Annotated in this window: 25 protein-coding genes; 5 read left to right on the forward strand and 20 right to left on the reverse strand. The window is 42.5% G+C overall.

Features of this window, described 5'->3' with window-relative positions:
- The first annotated feature begins 2 nt into the window (after window positions 1-2).
- Complete coding sequence (locus tag FVA72_RS14655; protein ID WP_137019136.1) at window positions 3-1,934, forward strand: type I secretion system permease/ATPase; 1,932 nt, start codon at window positions 3-5, stop codon at window positions 1,932-1,934.
- A 163-nt stretch (window positions 1,935-2,097) separates the two neighbouring features.
- Complete coding sequence (locus tag FVA72_RS14660; protein ID WP_137019138.1) at window positions 2,098-2,328, forward strand: DNA polymerase III subunit theta; 231 nt, start codon at window positions 2,098-2,100, stop codon at window positions 2,326-2,328.
- Here FVA72_RS14660 and FVA72_RS14665 read toward each other — a convergent pair.
- The 8 genes from FVA72_RS14665 to FVA72_RS14700 all read right to left on the reverse strand — a co-directional run bounded on the left by FVA72_RS14665 (window position 2,325) and on the right by FVA72_RS14700 (window position 13,521).
- Entirely contained in the window at window positions 2,325-5,726 is a 3,402-nt protein-coding gene (locus FVA72_RS14665; protein ID WP_137019140.1) for a right-handed parallel beta-helix repeat-containing protein, read from the reverse strand. The genes FVA72_RS14660 and FVA72_RS14665 overlap by 4 nt on opposite strands.
- A gap of 59 nt (window positions 5,727-5,785) precedes the next feature.
- Window positions 5,786-7,627, reverse strand: coding sequence for a host specificity factor TipJ family phage tail protein (locus FVA72_RS14670; protein WP_243154712.1), 1,842 nt, complete (start codon window positions 7,625-7,627; stop codon window positions 5,786-5,788).
- A 619-nt stretch (window positions 7,628-8,246) separates the two neighbouring features.
- Window positions 8,247-8,639 carry an NlpC/P60 family protein gene (locus tag FVA72_RS14675; protein ID WP_136135588.1) on the reverse strand — a complete coding sequence of 131 codons (393 nt, stop codon included), beginning with the start codon at window positions 8,637-8,639 and terminating at the stop codon, window positions 8,247-8,249.
- Complete coding sequence (locus FVA72_RS14680) at window positions 8,639-9,106, reverse strand: DUF1833 family protein (RefSeq protein ID WP_137019144.1); 468 nt, start codon at window positions 9,104-9,106, stop codon at window positions 8,639-8,641. Before FVA72_RS14680 ends, FVA72_RS14675 begins: the two co-directional genes overlap by 1 nt.
- A complete protein-coding gene (locus FVA72_RS14685) occupies window positions 9,103-9,588 on the reverse strand; it encodes a hypothetical protein (protein ID WP_137019146.1) in 486 nt (161 codons plus the stop codon). The genes FVA72_RS14680 and FVA72_RS14685 overlap by 4 nt, the downstream gene beginning before the upstream one ends.
- Before the next feature lie 9 nt (window positions 9,589-9,597).
- Window positions 9,598-12,810, reverse strand: coding sequence for a tape measure protein (locus FVA72_RS14690; protein WP_137019148.1), 3,213 nt, complete (start codon window positions 12,808-12,810; stop codon window positions 9,598-9,600).
- A 67-nt stretch (window positions 12,811-12,877) separates the two neighbouring features.
- On the reverse strand, window positions 12,878-13,222 hold the full coding sequence (locus FVA72_RS14695; protein ID WP_137019150.1) for a hypothetical protein: 345 nt from the start codon (window positions 13,220-13,222) through the stop codon (window positions 12,878-12,880).
- Window positions 13,223-13,281: 59 nt separating this feature from the next.
- Window positions 13,282-13,521 carry a hypothetical protein gene (locus FVA72_RS14700; RefSeq protein ID WP_165119744.1) on the reverse strand — a complete coding sequence of 80 codons (240 nt, stop codon included), beginning with the start codon at window positions 13,519-13,521 and terminating at the stop codon, window positions 13,282-13,284.
- On the opposite strand from FVA72_RS14700, the gene FVA72_RS14705 reads away from it, so the two are divergent.
- Complete coding sequence (locus FVA72_RS14705; RefSeq protein ID WP_165119746.1) at window positions 13,520-13,909, forward strand: hypothetical protein; 390 nt, start codon at window positions 13,520-13,522, stop codon at window positions 13,907-13,909. The genes FVA72_RS14700 and FVA72_RS14705 overlap by 2 nt on opposite strands.
- A gap of 105 nt (window positions 13,910-14,014) precedes the next feature.
- Here FVA72_RS14705 and FVA72_RS14710 read toward each other — a convergent pair whose 3' ends face one another.
- Genes FVA72_RS14710 through FVA72_RS14720 form a run of 3 tightly spaced genes read right to left on the reverse strand, consistent with a single transcriptional unit; the run spans window position 14,015 to window position 15,660 of the window.
- Window positions 14,015-14,902 carry an ORF6N domain-containing protein gene (locus FVA72_RS14710; protein WP_240705008.1) on the reverse strand — a complete coding sequence of 296 codons (888 nt, stop codon included), beginning with the start codon at window positions 14,900-14,902 and terminating at the stop codon, window positions 14,015-14,017.
- Entirely contained in the window at window positions 14,862-15,443 is a 582-nt protein-coding gene (locus FVA72_RS14715) for a BRO-N domain-containing protein (RefSeq protein ID WP_166685861.1), read from the reverse strand. Before FVA72_RS14715 ends, FVA72_RS14710 begins: the two co-directional genes overlap by 41 nt.
- Before the next feature lie 40 nt (window positions 15,444-15,483).
- Window positions 15,484-15,660 (reverse strand): Arc family DNA binding domain-containing protein, encoded by a 177-nt coding sequence (locus FVA72_RS14720; protein ID WP_137019154.1) that lies wholly within the window; start codon window positions 15,658-15,660, stop codon window positions 15,484-15,486.
- 130 nt (window positions 15,661-15,790) lie between these two features.
- On the opposite strand from FVA72_RS14720, the gene FVA72_RS14725 reads away from it, so the two are divergent.
- Together FVA72_RS14725 and FVA72_RS14730 are read left to right on the forward strand one after the other, a co-directional pair.
- Window positions 15,791-16,234, forward strand: a complete 444-nt coding sequence (locus tag FVA72_RS14725) for an Arc family DNA-binding protein (protein ID WP_137019156.1) — start codon at window positions 15,791-15,793, stop codon at window positions 16,232-16,234.
- A gap of 21 nt (window positions 16,235-16,255) precedes the next feature.
- Window positions 16,256-16,915 carry a DUF4145 domain-containing protein gene (locus FVA72_RS14730; protein WP_137019158.1) on the forward strand — a complete coding sequence of 220 codons (660 nt, stop codon included), beginning with the start codon at window positions 16,256-16,258 and terminating at the stop codon, window positions 16,913-16,915.
- 44 nt (window positions 16,916-16,959) lie between these two features.
- Here the strand turns inward: FVA72_RS14730 and FVA72_RS14735 are convergent, their stop codons facing one another.
- From FVA72_RS14735 to FVA72_RS14775, 9 genes are all read right to left on the reverse strand, one after another.
- On the reverse strand, window positions 16,960-17,223 hold the full coding sequence (locus FVA72_RS14735) for a hypothetical protein (protein ID WP_137019160.1): 264 nt from the start codon (window positions 17,221-17,223) through the stop codon (window positions 16,960-16,962).
- A 3-nt stretch (window positions 17,224-17,226) separates the two neighbouring features.
- Window positions 17,227-17,916, reverse strand: coding sequence for a DUF6246 family protein (locus tag FVA72_RS14740; protein WP_137019162.1), 690 nt, complete (start codon window positions 17,914-17,916; stop codon window positions 17,227-17,229).
- Window positions 17,917-17,965: 49 nt separating this feature from the next.
- Window positions 17,966-18,706 (reverse strand): Ig-like domain-containing protein, encoded by a 741-nt coding sequence (locus tag FVA72_RS14745; RefSeq protein ID WP_137019165.1) that lies wholly within the window; start codon window positions 18,704-18,706, stop codon window positions 17,966-17,968.
- 61 nt (window positions 18,707-18,767) lie between these two features.
- The gene (locus FVA72_RS14750) at window positions 18,768-19,136 is read right to left on the reverse strand and encodes a phage tail termination protein (RefSeq protein ID WP_137019168.1); all 369 of its coding nucleotides are present in this window, start codon (window positions 19,134-19,136) and stop codon (window positions 18,768-18,770) included.
- Window positions 19,133-19,570, reverse strand: coding sequence for an HK97 gp10 family phage protein (locus FVA72_RS14755; protein WP_137019170.1), 438 nt, complete (start codon window positions 19,568-19,570; stop codon window positions 19,133-19,135). The genes FVA72_RS14750 and FVA72_RS14755 overlap by 4 nt, the downstream gene beginning before the upstream one ends.
- A 1-nt stretch (window position 19,571) precedes the next feature.
- Entirely contained in the window at window positions 19,572-19,940 is a 369-nt protein-coding gene (locus FVA72_RS14760; protein WP_137019174.1) for a hypothetical protein, read from the reverse strand.
- Complete coding sequence (locus tag FVA72_RS14765; RefSeq protein ID WP_137019176.1) at window positions 19,937-20,338, reverse strand: DUF7370 family protein; 402 nt, start codon at window positions 20,336-20,338, stop codon at window positions 19,937-19,939. Before FVA72_RS14765 ends, FVA72_RS14760 begins: the two co-directional genes overlap by 4 nt.
- Window positions 20,339-20,394: 56 nt before the next feature.
- Window positions 20,395-20,652 carry a hypothetical protein gene (locus FVA72_RS14770; RefSeq protein WP_137019178.1) on the reverse strand — a complete coding sequence of 86 codons (258 nt, stop codon included), beginning with the start codon at window positions 20,650-20,652 and terminating at the stop codon, window positions 20,395-20,397.
- Window positions 20,653-20,663: 11 nt separating this feature from the next.
- Window positions 20,664-21,782, reverse strand: coding sequence for a major capsid protein (locus FVA72_RS14775; protein ID WP_137019180.1), 1,119 nt, complete (start codon window positions 21,780-21,782; stop codon window positions 20,664-20,666).
- Between the last annotated feature and the right edge of the window lie 13 nt (window positions 21,783-21,795).

Genomic DNA, 21,795 nt, shown 5'->3' on the forward strand with positions numbered 1-21,795 from the left:
CGATGGAACAGTTAAATAATCATGGTTTGGATGCCTTAGTTTGGGTGGCTAAATATTATCAAAACAATGTTTCATCTGACCAACTAAGACATGCTATTGGTATGCAAACTTTATCCCCTACTGAGTGGGAAATTAGAGAATGCGCACAAATATTGGGATATGAAACCGAGCTTATTGCAGCACAATATAAGCAATTAAGAACACTACCTTTGCCCGCTTTAATCTATATAGATGGTTTCTGGCAAGTAATTAGCCAAGAAAATGAATTGGTACTCATTAACCCGACTAATGATGAACGAAAACCTATTTATAATTCGATTGGGCATCAACAAGCTGAATTTGACATAGTACTCATTAAGGAGCAATTAGAACCGGAGCAAAAAAAGGCCTTTGGTTTTAGCTGGTTTATTCCCTCTATTTTGCGACAACATGTTAAATTACGAAATATTTTTATTCTCTCTGCCATTATTCAGCTTTTCGCCTTAATTAGCCCACTGTTGTTTCAAAATTTAATCGACAAAGTGTTAGTTGGCCGCAGTCTCTCAAATTTACACGTTATTGCATTGGCGATTTTTGCCATTGCTGTTGCAGAGCCGATATATGGTTTTATTCGTAATAAGATTTTTAGCCATAGTAGTAGCCAGATAAGCGCTGAATTATCAGGAAAAATTTATCGCCATTTAATGGCCTTACCTTTAAATTATTTTAAGCTAAGGCCAACAGGGAAAATTATCGCAAGGATCCGTGAATTAGCTCATATAAGGCAGTTTTTAACGGGCTCGACACTGATGCTATTCATTGACTTTATCTTTGTTATCCTTTTTGTCGCGGTTTTATTTTCCTATAGTAGTTTGATGGCTTGGATTTTATTGGGCTCTATGGGGGTATTTTTTGTTTTATGGATGGTTTTAGGCCCAATCATTCGCCAACAAACTCAAAAATCTTACCAAGCCGATGAAAATGGTCTCACTTTTCTCACCGAAAGTATTACTGGGATTGAAACCATAAAAACGACAGCAACAGAAAAATACTTTAATCAACGCTGGAAAAAAATATTTAGCAAGCAGCTAACTCAAAGCTTTAAAGTATCAATGCGCAGTGAAGTTGCCTCTCAGTTAATGACACTTGTGAGTAAAATAACTACCGCAATTCTTTTGTGGGTTGGTGTCAAGGAAGTATTAAACGGTGGGATTTCTCCTGGCGAATTAGTGGCATTTAATATGCTAAGCGCGCATGTTACACAACCTGTATTGCGATTTGCCCAGGTTTGGCAAGATTTCCAACATACCATCATTTCATTGCGTCGGGTGGGAGATATTCTTGATGAGCCTGTAGAAAATGAACGTAAAGGGATTGCAAACACTTCAAATATTCACGGAAAAATCGAGTTTCAAAACATCCGCTTTCGTTATCAACCTGATACGCCTGAAGTTATCAATAATTTGTCATTAATGGTTAATTCTGGTGAATTTATTGGGATTACTGGCCCTTCTGGTTCTGGAAAAAGCACCTTAACGAAACTATTACAACGACTTTATGTACCACAACATGGGCAAGTTATTGTTGATGGCATGGATTTAGCTGTCGCAGATACAGTGTCATTACGCCGAAAAATGAGCGTTGTATTACAAGAAAGCACTTTATTCGTCGGTTCTATCGCAGAGAATATCCGTTTAAGCCACCCACAAGCGACTCACGAACAAGTTATTCACGCAGCAAAATTAGCTGGAGCATATGACTTTATTATGGCATTGCCTGATAATTTTAATTATCCCTTATCAGAAAAAGGCTTGAACCTTTCAGGTGGTCAGCGTCAAAGAATTGCACTTGCGCGCGCTTTACTCACCGAACCAGACATTTTAATTCTCGATGAAGCCACTTCTGCGCTCGATTACGAGTCAGAGGATGTGCAAATATTGATTAACGATTTATAGCTAGCAAAGCCGCACTACAAGCCAGCCAGCATTTTTGCGATTTGCTTATTTTTGTCTATTTTTATCTATTCCTCTCATTTTTGTGTCACAATTTCGGCACAGTTTGTCACAGTGATTTCCCCTCCATGCTATACTCCCCTCACTCAATTCCCAACAGAAAACAATCATGCACAATCTCGCAGAACTACCAAAAGAAGATAAAGACAAAGTGAATGTCGATTTAGCCGCCTCCGGTGTCGCATATCGCGAAAGACTCGGCAAGCCAGTTATTGATATCGAAGTCGAAAATCAACAACCCGAGCACTTGCGCGAGTACTTTCGTGAGCGTTTAGTTTATTACCGAGAATTGAGTAAGCGTTTTCCGCAGGGGTATGAGTACAATAAAGAAGATTAAAAATTGCCGTTAACGTTAAATCCTTCCGCAGTAAAATCACCTTTCGTTGCGGAATTGAACAGCACGCTGTTTTTATCTGTGCGAGTCTCTGCTGTAATCAAAATGGCTTGCCCTGAGGTATTCTCCGTGTTCCGTATCTGATTAAAGTCAACCCGTACACCATCCGCAACCGCTGCATCAATAAGGATGGGGGTTTCTGTTGACCTATCATGAAGATTATTTCCGCTAATCATGACATTTTTCAGCGTGGGTTTTCCCAGCAAACGAACTGCATTGTAAGCCCCTGAGCCGTTCATTTGGCATCCCGAAATCTGGATATTTGATAATGAATGCGCGCCATGACATGATACCAGACCACCACGACCACTTTGCTTGTTGGCCTGTACAGACATGGTGAGTCCATCGACATTCCCAGTAAAAACCAACGTATCACCCGAAGACTTTTTGAATTGTCCGTCGATGTAGACCCCTGATACTCCACCTAACTCTATCTCTCCTTTTAACGAATTTCCGCTGGAGTTACCACTGATAACCACAGATAGAATACTTGACGTATACAAACCCTCCATTTTCACAAGTCGATTACTCGTCCAGTGATCTTCTAATGTATTGCCGAGAATAGAAACATCTTCAACCATTGATGACATCGCAGTTATCCAGATATCCGCTTTATCAGCAGCGGCAACATCGGTCGGATATGTGCCCAATTCGATATCATTTCCGACGATTTGCAGATTATAGATATCGGCGTTATCCAGGAAGATATTTCTTGTACAGTAGGTGATGATGTTACCCAGTACATTCAGTTGATGAATATCAGCGGTGTTATCGAAATACACCCCGTAATCATGGCACGCGTAGACATGATTGTTGGTGATAATCACATCACGGTTTAACCCGGAAAACTGAATACCGTGTTTTAAGTACATAAAGTCACAGTTTGTGATGCGCGGCTTAAATATGTTCGACAGTGCAACACCAACGCCACTCACCAAATCAGCGGAGTACGCCCGAATGCCGTCAACGTGAAAACCTCCTTCACTTCTTGCAATCGCACCATTTGTTGAGGGATTTGCAGTGCCGCCGCTCATTCCGCCTTTGATGGTGAATGCAGGAAAGTCCCCCGCCACGATAAACGTCGCTCGGTTTCCATACAACCCCTTAGCCGTAGAAGCATTCACTTTCAATGATTGGCTGATGAAATACTTCTTCGCTGGGTCAAAACTGATGGCTCCCGTCGCGAAATTCAACACTGCCTGAAGGGATTCGTAATCATCAGATACACCGTCACCGACACCCGCAGAAATATACCCTGCCCCCGCTCCCGATGCTGCACTCTGAACTAACTCTGCTGCTTGTGAAAACTTCCATCCGTACGTTTCATATGGGGTTACATGGTCGTTTTGTTCGATTTGACACCAATTCACACCACCTTCATTGCTGAGATACACTGTGATAAAGCGGTCGCTGTCAATCGTTTCAAATACATAGGAGTTAAGGGAATTATCATTGACGACAACGTGCATTAATCCAGGGAAATCACCACTTTCGCTCACGCTAGGATAGAATTTGGAAGTCCCAATGAAAAAGCGTGTTCCACCACTTCGACTGACAGCGTATTTTGTGTTAGGGAGGCAAGGAATAGTGATGGATACAACGTCTTTGTACGTGTCATCCTCAAGATCTCTAACAATACTAAGTGGTGTACTGTAATATCCTTCAACTGACTGACCGATATTAGGTGCATAACTGTAAATGTAGTTGCCATCAAACAAGTTTTTACCACGCGAAAACATGTCGGATACAATTGTATCGGCAAAAAGCACCGGAGCGCGAACGGGTTGACCGAAATTGACCGTATCAGATACAGAACGTTCCGTAACACCTTGCTTAAACTCACCTTCAACAATCGCAAATTCCGCATTCTGTCCTGTCCGAGTTAAGTTGGATGCAACCCACTGTTCCGAGTTTGATGTGGTGAAAGTGACATAAAGATATGTATTGCCATCTAAGCCTACAAATTTTTGCCGTGTTATACCGGCTGTCAGCCCATTCACTACAGTCGTCGCAACACTTCGACGACGTGGCGGCTCATCAAATAACGCAATACGGAATCGCGAGTATTCTTCGTCGAGCTGACGGGCAATGAAAGTGTAGGTTTTATTCGGCTGTAGACTGTTGACCCACAGAGTGACCCCATCCCCATACTGTTTATCTGAGAATACAGCCACTGACGAACCGTCATCATATTCCAGACCCAACGATTCCATCACCTCTGCCGAATGAGAAGAACCAACCAGCTCACACTCGCCCCCCATATTTTCGCGCACGACATCACTAATAATAAACTCCGTTCCTGTCGAAAAAGAAACATCATTGTTTATCTTGTACGGTGAATATGAAGGGGTCTCAGGCAGCAACTCAAACCCTGCATCACGCGAACTCGACATAATCACAGGTGCTCGTGAATCCGCATCGTATCGCTGATACAGCATCAGAAAACGGGCATCAGCCGCTGTAGTGTAGGGAATACATGTGTAGTTCTTACCCTGAAAAATAACCGAGTAAGCCTCTGGGGTGGCTTCTGATCCTCCATTATAGGTGTACCGTGATGGCTCCCTTTTCATCCCATCCACGGGGACATTAGGTAAATCAATCACACGAAAACGGTCATAAGCCCCTGTCAGCATCCCGATATAGAGCGTTTCTAGTGGTGATACAGCAATCAGCGCGGCGACCCCTGTTGCTAGCCCATTATCAATGTTGATGGTGACATTACTCTGCTGATTTGAGCCTGAAATCGAACAGTTTAAGAGTGTTTTAGCACTGCGTCCCTCGACATTGGTTAAAGACAAAATGTCAGGATTGCCCAGTGCGGTCGCGGCAGGTACAGCCTTACCATTAATTGACTGGTAATAGATGAATGACAGATCGCTCCCTACCCCCTGTGGCACACGAAAATATTTGCCTTCCGCTGTTGCAGCTAGCCCTGTCGCAATGTCGGGATACGTTCCTTCCACATCCACAACGGATTCAGCTTTAACAGCAGCATTTTCTGATCGGATAGCCGATGCTTGACTGTTCGAAGCGGATGACCTTGAAGCATCAGCGGCAGTTTCAGCGCGTCGAATATAATTTTCCGTATCGGCTTTAATCGCATCGGAAGTTTTCTTTGCTTCGTTGGCCTGCTCTAATGCCTTTACAGCAGCGTCAACGGTGGGTCCCGCAGACACGGCTGCTTCTTCTAGACCCTTGATTGTTAAATGACACTGTCCTTTTCTATCTATGTACGTTGTATTATCAGAATTAATAACTTCATCCATTTTCTCAGAGTTAAAGCCTAGATCACGAATATCTTTGCTAGGCACTGGATTGTTCGTTGGGATTGTTCCTGCCATTTTATACCTTCCAAATAAAAAGCCCTCACATGGATGGCCTTGTTGGTTAATGATTGCTGTTATGCGTTGTAGTCGGCTTTTGCGTCGAAATATTCTGTTGCGGTTATGGTGTAGCGCTCACCGCCTAGCGGACGTTTATCGGTTATCACCCATTTGATGTTTTCGAGTTCAACTGATGTTGCTATCACATACCGAGAAGGTGATTGCTTCTGATACCCATCATATAAATTGAGTTCGATATCTTCTGGTACACTTGCGATAAAGCCGAACTCAGTATCTTGCCTTGGCTCTGCTTTGAATTTCTGCGTTGTGTAGCCCATAGAATCAGTGAGATATACCCACATTTCCTCATCAAATTTAATTTTCTCACTGGTTGTGAATACCTCTCCGTTTTGCTCAGTGATGTAACCCGCTTGTTGGTTTGAGTCGTAAGTATCAGCTATCAGTACCATATCTGATGGGTACACATTCCCACCGTCTGCAAGCGTTGTTAAACTGATGCTTGTCCGTTGGTGAATGAGTCGGTTAGCTTCTAACAGCGCCCTATCCATTGCTTGGTAGCGATTCCTACAGCCTTGTAAAACTATCTTATTCGGCGTGCGTGATAGCCCTTCCGTAATGCCGTTTTCATCAACTCGAAAGCGGATATAGTCTTTCTTGTTGCGAACCGGCTCGACATATTCAAGCTCAATACCGTCATAACCGCTCGGCATCGACATGTCATACGATATCTTCATGTCGTTACCTGTGATGTTTGAACGGTTAAAAGTAGTCATCGGGAATTCGCTGGACTGCTCGCGAGAGAATGTAAGGACTGCATTGTCGAAATAAGCTGTTACCCTTGCTGAATTACAGATAGTTTCGATGCGCTGACCAAGGGAAATATCCTCATCGTCGAATGTGTAATCGAAATATCCCAATCTCTCATCAGGCAAGCTATCGTTAATTCGATATAGCCCGTCAATGTCGATATTCTTCTCACTTTCTCCTGCAGTAATTAGCCAAGTGTGCAATACGGCATCAGCAAAACTTCGCGATTGCCTGAGCGTGTAATCGACTTGCTTTGATACTCGGTCATACGAAATACACATGCGTGTGGCCAACAAGTTATATTTCCGCTCTCTCGCTCCTGTTGGCGCTTCCGTTGCTCTCACTGACACATTAACTATCGTGTCATTCTCAAAAACAACATTCTCACGAACTCGCACAATGTGAGCATTTTCGATTTTCATGATGCTCTGGTCACTGCTGTTATTGCGTCTAGTGAGTTGCACTGCGTAACGCCCGCGACCTGAGTTAAGCGTCACTTTGTCGGTTTTGTAATAAACTCGTGCACCATTGTTGGCACTTAGCGCAGTATTGAAGTTTTGACGAGTGCCGGCTATTTCCTCGTTATCGGTGTTTATCTTCCAGATTTCAACGGTTGCATTGCAGTTATCACCCCCGCCAAGTTGCGCCTGCAAGTGAATCCACATTTGGTCACCGTCAACAGGAGAAAAGAATGGGCCCACTGTTAAAAACTGGTTGTCATACAGAATGAATTTCGTTGTGTTCACGACCGCATTCGGTGGAAGTTGCGCTAAGTCAGTACCGGTTAAGTTGGTAAAGAAGAATTCATAATACTCAACAGGGTTAATCAACGAGCCATCGTCACTCTCTTTAGCATCAACTAACTGAGCATCGATTTTTACATCTTTAGTTACAGAGCCCTGCGGCGTGTCGTAGCTCACATTTACAGTCATTGAAATAGAGCGCGGCTTTGTAAGCTCATAGAAGTATTCAAACTCATCTTGCTTAACGATTTTTATCGCTGCTTCACCGCCCTTTATCTCACCAGACACAACCTCGTTTGCTGTTGCTGTTTGCTGCGGGATATCTTTACTTTCATTGGGGCCCGGCAATTCTTGTCCGTCGATGTCGGGGAATTCAAACCCTTCGTTAATCAGTGGGATAACTTCCTTGGGCTTGTATATCTTGTAACTTGCCCCCGCCATTGCCGTGAAATCAGATTCGGCAAATCGGATACTTTCCGTTTTATATTCGCCTATGCCGATGTTTAGCCACTCGGTAACGGTTTTTAGGTTGTTGTTGTACTCAAACATTGACTGCTGAATGAGGTCAGGGAACGCCCTTACTTGCCCGTGTATTTCTGGTCTTGCCTGATACGCTCGAGCAACGTTTGTTTGTCCTGTTAGCCTGTTGTTCGGGCTATCTTTAACATTCGACTCAGCCGCAGAAAATGACGGCGTTTTTGGTGCAAGAAACGAGAATACTTTCGTAACAAGATTAAACACTGGATTCAGGATATCGCCGATAACGCTTTTTGGCTGGTCGAACACTTGAATAAAGTGAGTCGGTGTTATCTCGAAATCTAACTCGTCATCTTCTTGCAACTCACGACCGTTAACGATAATCACCACATCGGTATGCAACTGCTGATGCACTAGAAAATCGCTATAAAAAAAAGAGCCGACTGTTAAATCGACTCTTTCTTTAGGTGTTCCCGCTATTCGTTGAATCTCAACTATCGGCATATTTCATAAACTCCAATTTCGTGAATTTCTTCTCAAGCACAATGAGCCTATCCATTCTTACAGCCCCGTTTTCGCCCCTGCTATGAAATGCATTGCCATCGATAATTAATCCAATATGCGCTGGCTGAGAGCCGCGATAACCAATGAATATCCCATCATCTACTGGATGCTCGGTACGTTGCCAGAATTCGACTTCATTCTCATAGCAGGTTACAAAATCATGGTCCGATTCGTAGCCAGCGTCATGATGAATTTCCGTACCTAGTACGTACCTAAAATACAAGACCACCAAGCCCCAACAATCACACGCTTCAAACGTACACGCCCGATTCTTCCACGGCTTACCTATCATCTTGTTTATGAATTCATTTCTCGTCATTAAACAGTCTCCAAGCCTGTGAATTCTTCCATCGTGTAAATGCGCCCAACGTTTTTATTTAGTGGGTTATTCATCGACAGCGTGACAGTGACCGACTCGGCATCAAGTGAGCAGTCTTTCACGTACAGTGACCATTCGCTTATTGGGTTATCTTTATCAGCAGAATCAAATAGCCTAAATGTTGCGATAATCGGCTTCATTCGAGTGTTTGACCGCCATAACTTGAGCTGCTGCTTAAAGTCCTGTGCGACTCGGCTAAACTTAACAGAAGCATCGATAATCGGCGTTTTGCTTTGCTGGCTTTCAGCGAGTTCAAAGTTACAAGGCTGATACTCAACACCGCCCAATACCTTAGGCTCTATCTGTAAGCTAACTAAATGAATGTTTCCGAATGAATCGTGGGAGAACTGGATAGTTTCGTAGAATATGCGCATGGGTCGTTGCGCTCGGTACTCTCTTAACTTCATTCTCCCCCCTTACATCGTGGTAAGCGCTCGGTGACGACGATATCGAGTAGGCCCCAATCTCTCGGAGGTATCTCAACAATTAAATCGCCAAACTCATCATCTTCATTAAACAGCTTGCGGCAAATAACCGAGCCCGTCCAAGTTACTATGCTGCCGTTTATTGATGTCTGAACTGGCAGGCCGCCAGTAAAGTGAAGTTCCTGCTCCTGCAATCCTGACCCGCCAATGTTCACCTTCATTCTGAACCATCGATTGCCATTGTCGAGGTAGTTAGGGCTGCGTAACCACTGCTGGAACGCCCTCTCTTGGTCAAGCGTGAAAATCCACTTTAGAGACCACACTACTTTAATGTCATCCGTTAGCTTCTGGAATATCGGCGCTCCAACTTGAGGCTGATCCGTTCGAAACCCAGTGTCAAACGTCATGTTCTTATCCGCTTTTTGTGGTAACGGGAACCATTCGGGGTAGTCGATTATTTCCATGGATAGCCTTTACAGTCTGGTAGTTGCTGTGGTGTTTTGAGTTATTGAACGGTGCATGGGTCCCTTTTCTTGCATATCAGTTAAGAATGCCTGAACTGTCAACGTGTCACCGTTTTGTGATGCCTGCGCCTCAAATTGATGCTTACCTGAGGAGTAGTCGTTGAACTCAATGTTCAAGGTGATTTCATTACCACTGCCCTGCATGTCCTTATTCGAAATAACTCGCCCATTGTCACCCGGTATCATGTATTGCTTACCTGAGCTTGCGCGATATATCTCAGGCTTTCCATGCTCGCCAACTCGGTACATTTCACCTGCATTTACTGGCCCACCGTTGTATCTCGCACCTGCAACAGCTAAGCCTTTTGCCATACCGACAGTTCCAGCGATAGCTGTGTTAGCCGCGGCAGCATTTGCGCCCAATGTTGCTAGTGATGACAATGCAGCAGCAGGAGCCCAAGCTGTAGCAACCAGTGCAGCTTGACCAGCGGAAGCAGCAGCGGCAGCGCTCCCCATGGTTTGACCAATAATGAAGTTCTTCAGCATCTCAACTCCAACTTGAACAAGCGAGTTAACGACACTGTTTAGCATGGTGTTACCCAGTGAGCGCATAGCATCAGCCGCCGACATAGTACCCGTCATTAATCCAGTAATAACGTTTGAGGCATTGCCAGCGAAGGAATCAACCGCTGAAGCCATCATTTCATAACTCAGTGACTGATTACGCATTAGTTCCCATTGTGCCGCTGTTTGCTGCTCCTGATATTGTTTATCCATTGCTGTGAGTAGCATGTGATATTGCATATCTGTAGCTTGCTTAGCTACTGTAAATTGCTCATGGGTAATTTGCTGCTTGGCGTATGAATCGCTGAGAAGCTTTTGCTCTTGGTCGTAATACTCTTTCATCATTGTGAGCTTACGCGCGTTTTCATTGGCTAACGCTTGGATAGGGTCAAACTTGGCGCGGTTTTCTGCCGTGATGTTTACTGATGCATCGACCTTAATATCAGTCATGCCTTGCTCGAATGCCTGAGTTGCCTCTCGGCCTAATCGCGTAAAAGTTTCTTTATCGATGAATCCTTCATCAAACATGCGGCGAATAGTTTTAGCTTCTTCTCCGAATTCACGGGCCAGCTTTAATTCTGGAGTAGCTTCTTGCGCTCTAGTAAAATCATTAACCTTTTGGGTCAGGTCGTATATTTCAGCAGCTTCCTTTGCTACAGCATCTTTCTGACCTTGAGTCGCTTTTTCACCAAGCTTCTGAACGGCTTCAAATACAGCCATTTCTTTATTTACATCACCAACACCAGAACTTAATAGGTCAAAGCGTTTTTGTAATGATGCTAGTTCAGTTTGTTGGCGCTTGATTTCTTCAGCCGCTTTATCCTTCTTGCCCCCACCGCTGCCTTTCTTACCTCTGTCCGATATCTGTTTTTGGAGATCTCTTTGCTCTCTTAGTCCAGAAATAAGTCGGTCAAGCATGCCATCGTCGCTAATGCCAGCCTTAGCCATTTGTACGGTCGCAAGATATTCAATTGCTGCGTCCTTACCTTCTTCCATCTCTATTTTTAAAGCTTGGACATTTTCCTCAATCCCCTGAAGCATTAATTCAAAGTCCATTGATTTATTAGCTTCTAATATATTTCGGAAGTTCAATACCTGTCGTTCTGCCTCTTCAGCACTAACTCCTGAATCTAGCAGTTGTTTTTCTAATAGCGATAGCTCTATTGCCATAGATGCAGCGGCCGGAGAACCTAACTCAATCGTTTTTGCTAGCAACGCATTTGAACTTACCGCACCTTTAGCGACACTGTTAAATACTTCAAGGGCTGCTGATCTTTCATTATCTACATTGGTGTTTTCTTTTGTTGCTTTTTCTGCCCTTTTTAGCTCGCCATTCATTCTTATTTGGGCTTCCATGGCGCTATTTAGGTTTGTCTCAAGCTTTCTTAGTATTGCCTGACCTGCCTCAACAGCTCCTTTCATTTCAGGTGCAGAGCTAGAGCTAGCTAAATCAAGCATCCTTTTTGTTTCTGCTATTTGATCTTTAAGTTTGCTTATTTCTTGATTATTTTTAACGAGCCTAGCCTGTAACTCTGATGCGACAACTTCAGCCTGCCTAGAGGTGAGAGTATCAAGCTTCTTAATCATCTCATCTATTTTAGCGTTGTACTCTTTTACTGCTGAATCATTGGTCATTGCGTCATAAAGAGCATATACACCTGCTGCGGCTAACAATAACAAGCCAGTAGGCCCACCCAGTAAAGCCATTACTCCATTAAGACCGTTCATAGCTATAGACTGAGCTTGCGTTGCTGCGGTTGCCTTTGCCGTAGCTGCTGCAACAGCTTCATTCGTTGTGGTTAATGTTGCTTTTGCCTTTTGCTCTAATGCGGTAGCTGCTGTAACTTTTGCACTTGCAGCTATTTCAGCCTCCTTCGCTTTTTGTAAGGCTAATGAAGCTGCTGCTTGTTCTTTATCGATTTGATTTCCGATGGCTTGCATTTTCTTTTCTGTGGCCATCATTTTGTTTCTTGCAGTAACCACGGCTTGATAGTTTTCTGCTTTAGGTGCTATCTGGTATGTTGCCTCGGCGTCTTTTAATAATTCTCTTTGAATTTTAACTTGTTGCTGTAACTGTCCATATTGTTTTTCCAATGAAACAGTTAAGCTATCTGCTGCTGCTACTTTTTCTTTAGCTGCTTCAATTGCCGATTGTGCTGCCGCCTTTTCTTCTTTGGCATTTAATACCATTTGTGCCGCTGATGCCTGATAGGTTTCAGCTTGTTTCTTATTGGCTTCAGCATTTGCTAACTCGGCCTGAGTTGCCTCTATCGCGGCTTTAGTGTGATTGATTAATGATGCCGTAGCACTACCTACATTACCAACGTACCCAGCACCTAATTGACTAGATACAGTACTCAGCACTCCTGTAAATCTATTATGCGACTGCATGGCCTTATCAGTTGCCGCTGAGTTAGCCCCTATCTTTCCAGACAATTGAGCCATGTCACGAGATAGCTTATTTATTTCTGGCATCTTCATAGCTGTAGCCACTTGAGATGCTGTTTTATCTAGTCTATTTAAGGAGTCGGTGGCTTTATCTGTACTTTTCTCTACGTTGTCCATTACTTTGTTAACTTGCTTCTCACCGACAAGTAACTCTTTAATATCCATGCTTACATCGTAGTGGATACCACCTGCTGATTGGCTTTCTGACATAATTATTTTCCTCTAGAAAAAAGAAAGCCCCGTCAATTTGACAGGGCCTATGCATAAAATCTTTTGCTTACCGCTTGAGAATTTCTCTTATTTTTTCGTGATTCGTCTTGTCCACTTTGCCATCGCGCCTAACGCCGTTCTGCTCTGCAAGTTCTTCTAGGTAATTACTTTCTTCATCCGAGTTAAGTAAGTATCTTAATTTGCTGCCGTTCCTATCTATTGCTTCAACTATATAACCACATCCAATAAGAATAACTCCCATTAAAGCAACAATAGCAGCCAAAGAAATGTACATTGAACTTTCAATGGGGCTAAATCTATCAAAGTATCCACCTCCTGTAGTGGCTTTAACATAAATTCCCAATATAATACTTACTGCTAAAATAAAAATTCCAATGATTCTTAAACCCATACCACCCTCACCTCAGTTTTTTATCAGTCTAGTTTCTTAGTGCCGCAATTGGGAGCAAATTATTGCTTTCTGCACTCGGCCCATTGCTCAGTTACTTGTTTATCACCATCCGAAACTGCAAATTCATTTCTTGTATCAGCCATCACATAAGCCATTTTACCTTTAGTTTCAATATATAGGTTACCATTTTTCTTTTTCATTTCAGGGCTTTTTATTGTTGTTTTATCAGGCCTGTTAGCTTTAAAGATATCCCCATTAACCTCTACATTAGCAAGCGAGAAGTCTTTCATTTCTCCCATGACACCATTCTTTATTGAAGCTTTAGCATATGTGCATCTGTATTTGACTGAGTCAGATGATGAAGCTACAGCTGCTGTTGTTGAAGCTCCAGCTATGGCTAAAGAAGATGCCTTTGAAGCATTACTTTTATACTTATCAGAGTCATTGCTAGAACTGCTATATAGGTTTGATGAGCTTGATGTGTTACTAGGCTTGTATTTACTTGAGCTTGATGAATATCCCGTTCCTATACGGCAAGTCTTATTAGCTGATATACAGCTATTACCGCAAGGTATTCCTTTTTTGCAGTTTTTAGCCGAAGCAGGAAAAGAAAAAGATAAACTCAAAATTGCTACTGATACTGATGTGAAAATTATATTTCTAACACGCCCCATACCATCACCATAAATTTAACTTAAGATTTATTGATGTTATCAGGGAAACGAAAAAAACCTCAATCAAGAGGCGTAATGTGTGATCTGGATTACAAGCCCATCCTTGGGCTATGTGGGTCTAGAATAACTTAGCTAAGTTAACATCATGAACAGCTTTCCAAGCTTCGGCAGGCCATGATTTTACTGACCCGTACCTGTCGTCATGCACTTCCATTGGCGTGACATTATTTTCTAAGCACCATTTACGCAATGGATGCCATTTAAATTTCTTATCTAGCTTCTTCTCTACAGATAAAACAGTGGCATGTTTTTTACTTTCGCCAATCTTAGCTGCTAAAGCGTTCTTTTCACGCACTGCCTTTGATGCCGTAGCCATTGCTGTAGCTTCACGTTTATGTCCAATCCATGCCTTTGTTTCTACTGCATGGTCACGCTCAGCCGCAATTACCGCTTTCTCTTTCTCTGATTGAAGTAAACTTTCCAACGCCTCAATGTAGTTAACAGGCAAGCCAGAATTTTTACGTGATGTAAAATAGGTTTCTTCCAGTAGTTCGAAGTAATCCCAAGCTTGGTCTGTCTCCAGCATTTTAGCGTGACGTGATGCCCCTCGCTCAGTCCATAAGTAGGCATGTCTTGTGAATTTATTAACTAACCCACAATTTGTGGGGTAGCTCTTAAACTTCTGTAATTCATCGCCTTCCAACTTGAAATAATGCTTGCCCTCAATGAAGCGTTCCTGATTACGTGTAAAATTCATCTGAATACTTTTAGCATCCGCGCCATAACCAATAGCCAGTGATTCTGTAGTGATCACCTTTTGTTGACGGTAGTAGATCTCAGGAACTGTAAAACGACTTTGCGTGACAACCGAATTATTATTTGCTAATCTAATTTCACTCATGAAAACTTTTCCTTCTGGTTTAGTTTGGGATTGGCCAATAGTTGCAGCTATTGGCTTTTCTGTTTTAGAACAGTCTTGGTACTTCTCCATTTGATAATCGTCCATTCAATTCTCGTTTTAAAATCATCGTAAACGCATATCCATCTTGAAATCTATCCACTAAATTACCAGCTAAAGGTGATTCCATCTTTCTCAGCATCGGATAAATACTCTCTTTCCATGCTTTGTAGAAAACATCATAATGTTTAGCTAAAGCATTAATGTTATGCGCGTCCTTTTCTCTTTGTGTTACTGGTTTAACTAATTCAACCTTTTCAACCTCCTTATCTAGAATATCCAACACCCATTTTCTAAATAGTTTTGCTACTGATGTTCTTGCAAACATTGCGATTAGATGCGCACCACGTAAAGAGAAAACCCTTTGTTTTTTCTTATAATTTCCTGAGGTCACTGAATCAATGACCTGAGTCATTTGTGGTGAAAACTCGTCAGCATTCGAATTGTATAAATTGGTAATTGATTTCTGGCTTTTATATCCAAGTGCTTTTGCTAAATCGCTTGATGACAACCAGACAGAACCACCAATATTAACTACAGCCATTGATACGCTCTGGAAAGTCAATTCGTTTTTCGCTACAATGTTCATGTCATTTATTCCTGTCGAATGGTTTATTTGGCAACTGGCCTCAATTGTTCGCGCAATTGGGGCTTTTCTTTTCTATTAGTCCGTATGCTTTTCTTAACTGATAAATCACTTCTGTATTAAATTTCCTGCACTCTAATTCGCCATTACTCTCTATTGCCTGACAAATGTCCTCTGGAAACCTAATTTTCTTTTGATACATATCTTTTGCTTTCTGCATTATTTCATCCTTAAATCATTAAATGCCTCAATGTGGGGCAAATTCATTGTCACACCGTGCGTCATTGAAGTCAACCCCACAGTGGGGCATAATTTTGTAATCATTTTCATTACGAACACTGGAATTCATCATGAGCAGAGAAGACCCACAATTACGCATTAGGCTACCAATTGAATTAAAAGAAAAAATAGAAGTCGCTGCTAAAGAAAATACTCGTTCAATGAATGCAGAAATAGTGCAAAGGCTGGAGATGAGCTTTCTTAATGAAGTAAGTGCTGATGACTTAATTCCAGCTAAAGATGTTGTTCAGATAGCTAAAAAAGCAAGAGAAGAGCTATCTGGAGTTATTCTGAAAAGAACATTTGCAGAGATAAATAAAAAGGCACGCATTGGACACACAGAGTTTTGTATATCTCTTAGTGACTTGGAGCTAGAAATCCTTGATGAAGATGATTTTTTCGCCATTCTCAACCCAACATTTGAACAGCTCAATAAATTAGGATATGAGGTATCTGAAAGAACCATCGACAATAATGGCTTTCTGATTGGCATATCAGATAAAACCGCTAAATAAACCGATAAATAAGGATGTTTAATGACAAATTATATTACTCCTAAATTTCATTCTAGGGCATTTACTTGTCCTCATTGTGGCATCGCATCTAACATGCCATGGTCTAATCACCAGACGCAATTACACAATGAAGATAATTTATATCTTTATACTGCACGCTGCGACTCCTGCCGTAACTCTTCCATTTGGGCAGCAGATAACCAAGATTATAACAGCATACAAAATAAAATGGTCTATCCAGATTCAACAGGTATCGCAAAGCCATCAGAGGATATGCCAGAAGGTGTTAAAAAAGATTATCTAGAGGCTGCGAGTATATATCAAAAATCACCTCGAGGAGCTGTTGCACTGCTTAGATTGAGTCTACAAAAACTTTGTATTCACCTTGGGGGCAAAGGTGAAAATATCAATAATGACTTAGCGGCATTAGCAAAAGATGAGATTGTGTCTAAAAAATTGATTAAATCAGCAGACATAATCCGTATTGTTGGAAATAATGCCGTTCACCCTGGCACCATCAGCGATGATGATTTTGATGATGTCTCGTTTAAATTATTCAAACTTATCAATATGATTGTGCAGCAAGGTATAACCGAACCTAGAGAAGTTGATGAAACTTTCAGCACCATGCCAGAAAATGCTCGCAAGGCAGCAGAGGATAGAGATAAACATATCAAATAACCACCCAGCCCAAGGACGGGCTAGATCACAAATCCAGCATGGCGCTATTTCTTGTACTCTTTCAGAATAGCGCCAGACTCAGTTAAAACCCTAAAAATCACATGCTCATCAAGAGTCATGAAATCCTTACTTATTTTTCCATCCTCTCTAATCAGCTCAACTAAAATACACTCCCCAACTTCCCTTTCATTTTCTAAGCCACATTTAAACCCATCGCTATGCGTGGCTCGGTTGATCCGAATAAAGTCCTCTTTTGCACCATATTTACCACGAGCAGAATCACCTTTATAGATTACTTGTAAATACATACCCTACCTCGCATTATTCGCTTTTGCTTGTGCAATTCGACGTTTTTTACGCTCGAAATAATCATCAACAGCGGTGTCATATTCTTCTTTGGTGAAGCCTTTTTCCTCTGGATACTTAGCTTTGAGCATCATCAGAAACTCTGACATTGTGAGCTTTTCAGCTTCATCGCGATTCATTTCAAAGTGGACACGGGATGCATTGATATATTCGACAGCATTAAATGAATCAGTGAACTCTTTATCACCTTCATTGCGTTGCAGCTTCCTGATTTTCACCTTGCCAATTACGCCATGTATCATTAACTCTCTAGCTAGCACGATAATGTCAGATATTGGCATTTTACCCATACGGTATGTTGTACCATTTTTACCCGCACGCCATTGGCCTATTAGCTCGTCGCAGTCCTTATTGCAACAGGCTTGCATCACAATCATTGCTGATGATAGCAATTTGCGAGACGTGCTTTTTTTAAAATATTTCAACAGCCAATTGCTATTTGAACCACCGTTAAGCGAATATGCCGCCAATAATGAAATGGCCTCACTAACGACAGAACCAGATAAGACAGTGAAGGTGTCAACTATTTCTGATGGGCTACCGATATTCGTCATTGCATTAAATGACGGGCTAAAAATGTACTCGTTATTAGGTGTTTGAACAGCGAACTCGCCATATTCTATTTTCGGTGTCATAAGATACTCCTAGTATTATCAAGGGCACTCGTAAGCACCCTTTGTAATATTACGGAGCCGTTACGGTCACTTCTGACGTATCAGTCAAGCCGCCATCAGCGGTAGTTGCCGTGATGGTAACTTTTCCAGCAGCAACACCAGTAACTAGGCCATTTGGTGTAACAGTTGCCTTACCTGCATCAGAGCTTTTCCACACAATCGCTTTATTAGTTGCGTTGCTAGGCGTCACTGTTGCCGATAATTGCGTTGTCTTTCCTGCTTCAACTGATGCAGTTTTAGGAGTCACCGCAACATTCGTCACAGGGATAGCGTTGTCATCTTCGATAACTTGGAAAGTAGTACCATCGGCCAGTTTTAACTCTAAGCTGTAAGTTACAATTTCTTTCACCCCGCCACCGTCACTTAGCCCAGTAACGTTCATGTAGCCAATGTGATAGTAATCACCCCAGTGCAAACGCATCCACACTGTAGGCTGACGACGAGCCTTAATCTCATCAACAACGTATTTAATAAATTGCTGAATACCAAACTCATCAGAACGGTCATGAAGACGTACCTCACCTTCAATCGAGTAAGTCGGGTCAAGGTTTGAAATCATAGTGGAAGAAATACCGCCATTATCAGCATCAGAAACCAGCGTTTCGGGCGCCAAATCCCACGTTACCGATGTTGGCAGGCCATTTAGTTTTAACTCTTCGTCAGTCGGGAACTGGTCAGGACAACCATATGCCAACTCGACAGTTTTCAATCGCCCAGTCATGATGTCTGAGCTAGTAGTACAACCTTGCATGTTGCCTCTCTTATAAATAAAAAAGGCCGCACATTGGCGACCTAGTTTGAGATTTGTTTGTTTATGATAAGCAGCGGAATGAGAGTCTGAATATCGTTCGGTTTTCTGTGGTTACAATTCCTGATGGCAACCCACCCATATTAAAAACTGAGTTTAGATTACAGTCGCTAGGATTTGCCGCGACATATTTGAGTATTTCATCAGCACGAGTTAATGCGGGGATTGGGTCATCTTGTGCAGACACGAGAATAACATCGACATAATCATCTGCACTTAACTCACCAAGTCGACCAGTGCCACTGGAGGGACGGATAACAATGTATTGTTGAATCTTGCTATCTGGTCTCTCCTTCCATTCAAGCCTTTGAACAATGAAATCAGAAGTCAGGTTTCCGCGTTCCAAGTAATCGAGAAAGTTGTCAATAATCATCGTCTCATCTCCCGTTTAATTGCTTCGTCGATTTCCTGCTTTGCCTCTTCAAATCCTGCTTGTAGAAATTTAGGCTTGGCGTTAGGGTCCCAATAATTACCTTTACCAGTACCTCCACCAAAAGAAACACCATCACGAGTTTTACCAAAGTCCTCTCGTGGTTGACCTTTGAGCTTACCTGATGCATTGTGAACGTAGACGGCATAATTAGCTGTATAGCCAACTCGACCAGTTATCATGACACCATTAACCCTTACATCACGATACTGTGAGTTAATTAGTGTAGATGTATCGATAGGCGTATACCTTGCCGCATGTGAAGCGCCAACAATTAACCCAGACGTTACAGCCCTTACCGCCCTTCGATTGACGTCATCAACAAATGCGCGAGTATTGCGTCGACATTCACTGATACCGCGAACACGTTTAGCCATATCACGTCCTTATCTCATAGTCTGGCTCTTCACCGAAAAAGCTCATATCATCTTCTTTAACTGTGATGATAATGTCAGCTCCTGCGACTCTCTGGTCAGATTGAGAAGTGGTGTCGCCTTTGGCAATGTAGAAGCCGCGCTCTGGCCTTTGCACATCTACACCATTACGTTTTAACTCAGTGTAAAAAACGTTATTGGTGACAAACTCTTTCCCCATATCGTCTTTCACAACTTCATTGCTAGATTGCCATGTACAGTCAATGAGATATGGAGTGCCATAGGTGATTGTGTCATCCCATTTACCACCGCCACGAATGACAGGGTAGATTGTTGCGAGTGCGGTATATGACCAGTTAGCAGTAGCGCTCATCGGACACCTCCGCACATACAACCACCTTTAGCTATCCACAGTCCAGCATGAGCCGCTTGAGTCGGGTCAGATGGAATTAGCCCATTAGCGCACCCGTACTTATCCAAGCCACGTAGAAGCGATGTGGCGGCTTTCCATCTATCACTAAAGGATTGATACCGAAATGACCGTGACGCACCGTTAGGTGCTGACTGTGAGCTGATATACTTATCACCCTGACCAAGTGCCATGAGCGCAAACAAATACATCTGAATCAATAGTGCGGTTGCCGCTGGATAATGATTATCAAGGCACTCCTGAATACTGCCGACCTGCTCAATCAACGCGTCGAGAATAAAATCAGGTAACTCTATCCCCTGCCCCGTCAGGTATTCTTTGGCTTGCTCTTTTGTGATCATGATTACCTCACAAAGCAAAGCCCCCTTTCGAGGGCATAAAAAAACCGCTTTCGCGGCTATTCTTCTGGAAGCAGAGCAATTAGCTCATCGACCTTGGCTTTCTCGTCAAACTCAATGCCTAACTCGGTGAGCTTTTCGATTACCTCTTTCTTGGTTGGCTTTTTAGTCTGCTCAACTGATGGTGTTAATGCCGCAGCGGATTCACCTGACAGCAAGCGCACATTTGGCTTTAACACTGGATGTAATTTTTCAAGCTCAACCACTTGCCCGACGGTTACACCGAACCAAGGGATAATAACTTCATACTTGGCCATTCTAACTCTCCTTAGCTCAGGTCGCCGCCGTAAATAACACCAGATAAACGCTCATCATCACGCTTAATTTGCATACCCTGTGCTGTCATAAGCATGAAATTAAAGTTTGATGTCGGCAGTTGACGCATAAGAGGGATAATGCTTGTTGGCATCCCGACGAGAGGCGAAATAACATCTTTTCTGCGTTCATAGGCAATAAACTCATTACCTTTAAGCGCAAATGAACGGCGAATTTCTTTGACTGGGATGTATGCCATAATCTCACCAAGGACAGTACCGTTAACGATTGTGTTGCCACCTCCGAATGAAACCATATTAGGCTTATTCAGGTTTGACCAAACTTCATCACTAACCCACATAATGTCATAGGTAGACACTTTGTTTGCTGATGCTTGCTTACCAAAAGCACCGCTAGCACTAAAGAACTCAATTAATTGTTCTTTTGTTGCCGTGCGTAAGTCGATAGCACCGCCACTAGGTGACGCTGTTTTTAAATCAATTTTAACAGTGTTCCTGTGGTTTCGAATACCCTGCATTTTCTTGCCATCAACAGAGATTGCAGCATCACCATCCAGCGCAGAGCTGACCAGTCGCTTGTTATGCTTGCGCTGTTTAGCCATATGAGAATCTAAAACCAAATCCAAACCTACAGTTTTAAGACCTTCGTTGTGACGCCAGTTAACGCCAAAGCCTGATGTATAAATAGGAATTGGGTCACCGTCTGAATCGTAGCTAGTATGGTCGAAAGAGAACGGTGCTTGGCCATCAATACTGACAGCGACATCGTCAGCAATATCACCAACCATATTGTACATTTTTAGAGTTTTACCAATTGGTAAGACAGTTTGTACGCTCATTAGGTCATCTAAGATTTCCATTCCATCTGTTTGATTGCGTAACTGAATAACTTGGTTATCTAATTCAGCCCAAAATGTTGTTGAAAACCCGCCTAGCTGATTAGCAGCCATGAACGCTTGGTTTGCCACTAACATTTCATTAGTCATGAATCGTTGGTTTACTTGCACCATTTGGTTTTGCTGTGCATTGTGCATGTTTCGAATTGCCCAAACATGATTCCAATGATCTCGAATATGACTGTTAGTTGCTAAAGTTTCAGCATTAAAATACATAGTTTTTCCTTTT

This window comes from Providencia sp. PROV061, from assembly GCF_011045655.1.
Lineage (GTDB): Bacteria > Pseudomonadota > Gammaproteobacteria > Enterobacterales > Enterobacteriaceae > Providencia > Providencia hangzhouensis.

What these genes read in the sequence shown, in the direction of transcription:
- FVA72_RS14655 (WP_137019136.1), top strand. Translation starts at nt 3, where the DNA reads ATGGAACAGTTAAATAATCATGGTTTGGATGCCTTAGTTTGGGTGGCT.
- FVA72_RS14665 (WP_137019140.1), bottom strand. Translation starts at nt 5,726, where the DNA reads ATGGCAGGAACAATCCCAACGAACAATCCAGTGCCTAGCAAAGATATT.
- FVA72_RS14675 (WP_136135588.1), bottom strand. Translation starts at nt 8,639, where the DNA reads ATGACGAGAAATGAATTCATAAACAAGATGATAGGTAAGCCGTGGAAG.
- FVA72_RS14680 (WP_137019144.1), bottom strand. Translation starts at nt 9,106, where the DNA reads ATGAAGTTAAGAGAGTACCGAGCGCAACGACCCATGCGCATATTCTAC.
- FVA72_RS14685 (WP_137019146.1), bottom strand. Translation starts at nt 9,588, where the DNA reads ATGGAAATAATCGACTACCCCGAATGGTTCCCGTTACCACAAAAAGCG.
- FVA72_RS14690 (WP_137019148.1), bottom strand. Translation starts at nt 12,810, where the DNA reads ATGTCAGAAAGCCAATCAGCAGGTGGTATCCACTACGATGTAAGCATG.
- FVA72_RS14695 (WP_137019150.1), bottom strand. Translation starts at nt 13,222, where the DNA reads ATGGGTTTAAGAATCATTGGAATTTTTATTTTAGCAGTAAGTATTATA.
- FVA72_RS14705 (WP_165119746.1), top strand. Translation starts at nt 13,520, where the DNA reads ATGACACCATTCTTTATTGAAGCTTTAGCATATGTGCATCTGTATTTG.
- FVA72_RS14700 (WP_165119744.1), bottom strand. Translation starts at nt 13,521, where the DNA reads ATGGGAGAAATGAAAGACTTCTCGCTTGCTAATGTAGAGGTTAATGGG.
- FVA72_RS14710 (WP_240705008.1), bottom strand. Translation starts at nt 14,902, where the DNA reads ATGGACGATTATCAAATGGAGAAGTACCAAGACTGTTCTAAAACAGAA.
- FVA72_RS14715 (WP_166685861.1), bottom strand. Translation starts at nt 15,443, where the DNA reads ATGAACATTGTAGCGAAAAACGAATTGACTTTCCAGAGCGTATCAATG.
- FVA72_RS14720 (WP_137019154.1), bottom strand. Translation starts at nt 15,660, where the DNA reads ATGCAGAAAGCAAAAGATATGTATCAAAAGAAAATTAGGTTTCCAGAG.
- FVA72_RS14725 (WP_137019156.1), top strand. Translation starts at nt 15,791, where the DNA reads ATGAGCAGAGAAGACCCACAATTACGCATTAGGCTACCAATTGAATTA.
- FVA72_RS14730 (WP_137019158.1), top strand. Translation starts at nt 16,256, where the DNA reads ATGACAAATTATATTACTCCTAAATTTCATTCTAGGGCATTTACTTGT.
- FVA72_RS14735 (WP_137019160.1), bottom strand. Translation starts at nt 17,223, where the DNA reads ATGTATTTACAAGTAATCTATAAAGGTGATTCTGCTCGTGGTAAATAT.
- FVA72_RS14740 (WP_137019162.1), bottom strand. Translation starts at nt 17,916, where the DNA reads ATGACACCGAAAATAGAATATGGCGAGTTCGCTGTTCAAACACCTAAT.
- FVA72_RS14745 (WP_137019165.1), bottom strand. Translation starts at nt 18,706, where the DNA reads ATGCAAGGTTGTACTACTAGCTCAGACATCATGACTGGGCGATTGAAA.
- FVA72_RS14750 (WP_137019168.1), bottom strand. Translation starts at nt 19,136, where the DNA reads ATGATTATTGACAACTTTCTCGATTACTTGGAACGCGGAAACCTGACT.
- FVA72_RS14755 (WP_137019170.1), bottom strand. Translation starts at nt 19,570, where the DNA reads ATGGCTAAACGTGTTCGCGGTATCAGTGAATGTCGACGCAATACTCGC.
- FVA72_RS14760 (WP_137019174.1), bottom strand. Translation starts at nt 19,940, where the DNA reads ATGAGCGCTACTGCTAACTGGTCATATACCGCACTCGCAACAATCTAC.
- FVA72_RS14765 (WP_137019176.1), bottom strand. Translation starts at nt 20,338, where the DNA reads ATGATCACAAAAGAGCAAGCCAAAGAATACCTGACGGGGCAGGGGATA.
- FVA72_RS14770 (WP_137019178.1), bottom strand. Translation starts at nt 20,652, where the DNA reads ATGGCCAAGTATGAAGTTATTATCCCTTGGTTCGGTGTAACCGTCGGG.
- FVA72_RS14775 (WP_137019180.1), bottom strand. Translation starts at nt 21,782, where the DNA reads ATGTATTTTAATGCTGAAACTTTAGCAACTAACAGTCATATTCGAGAT.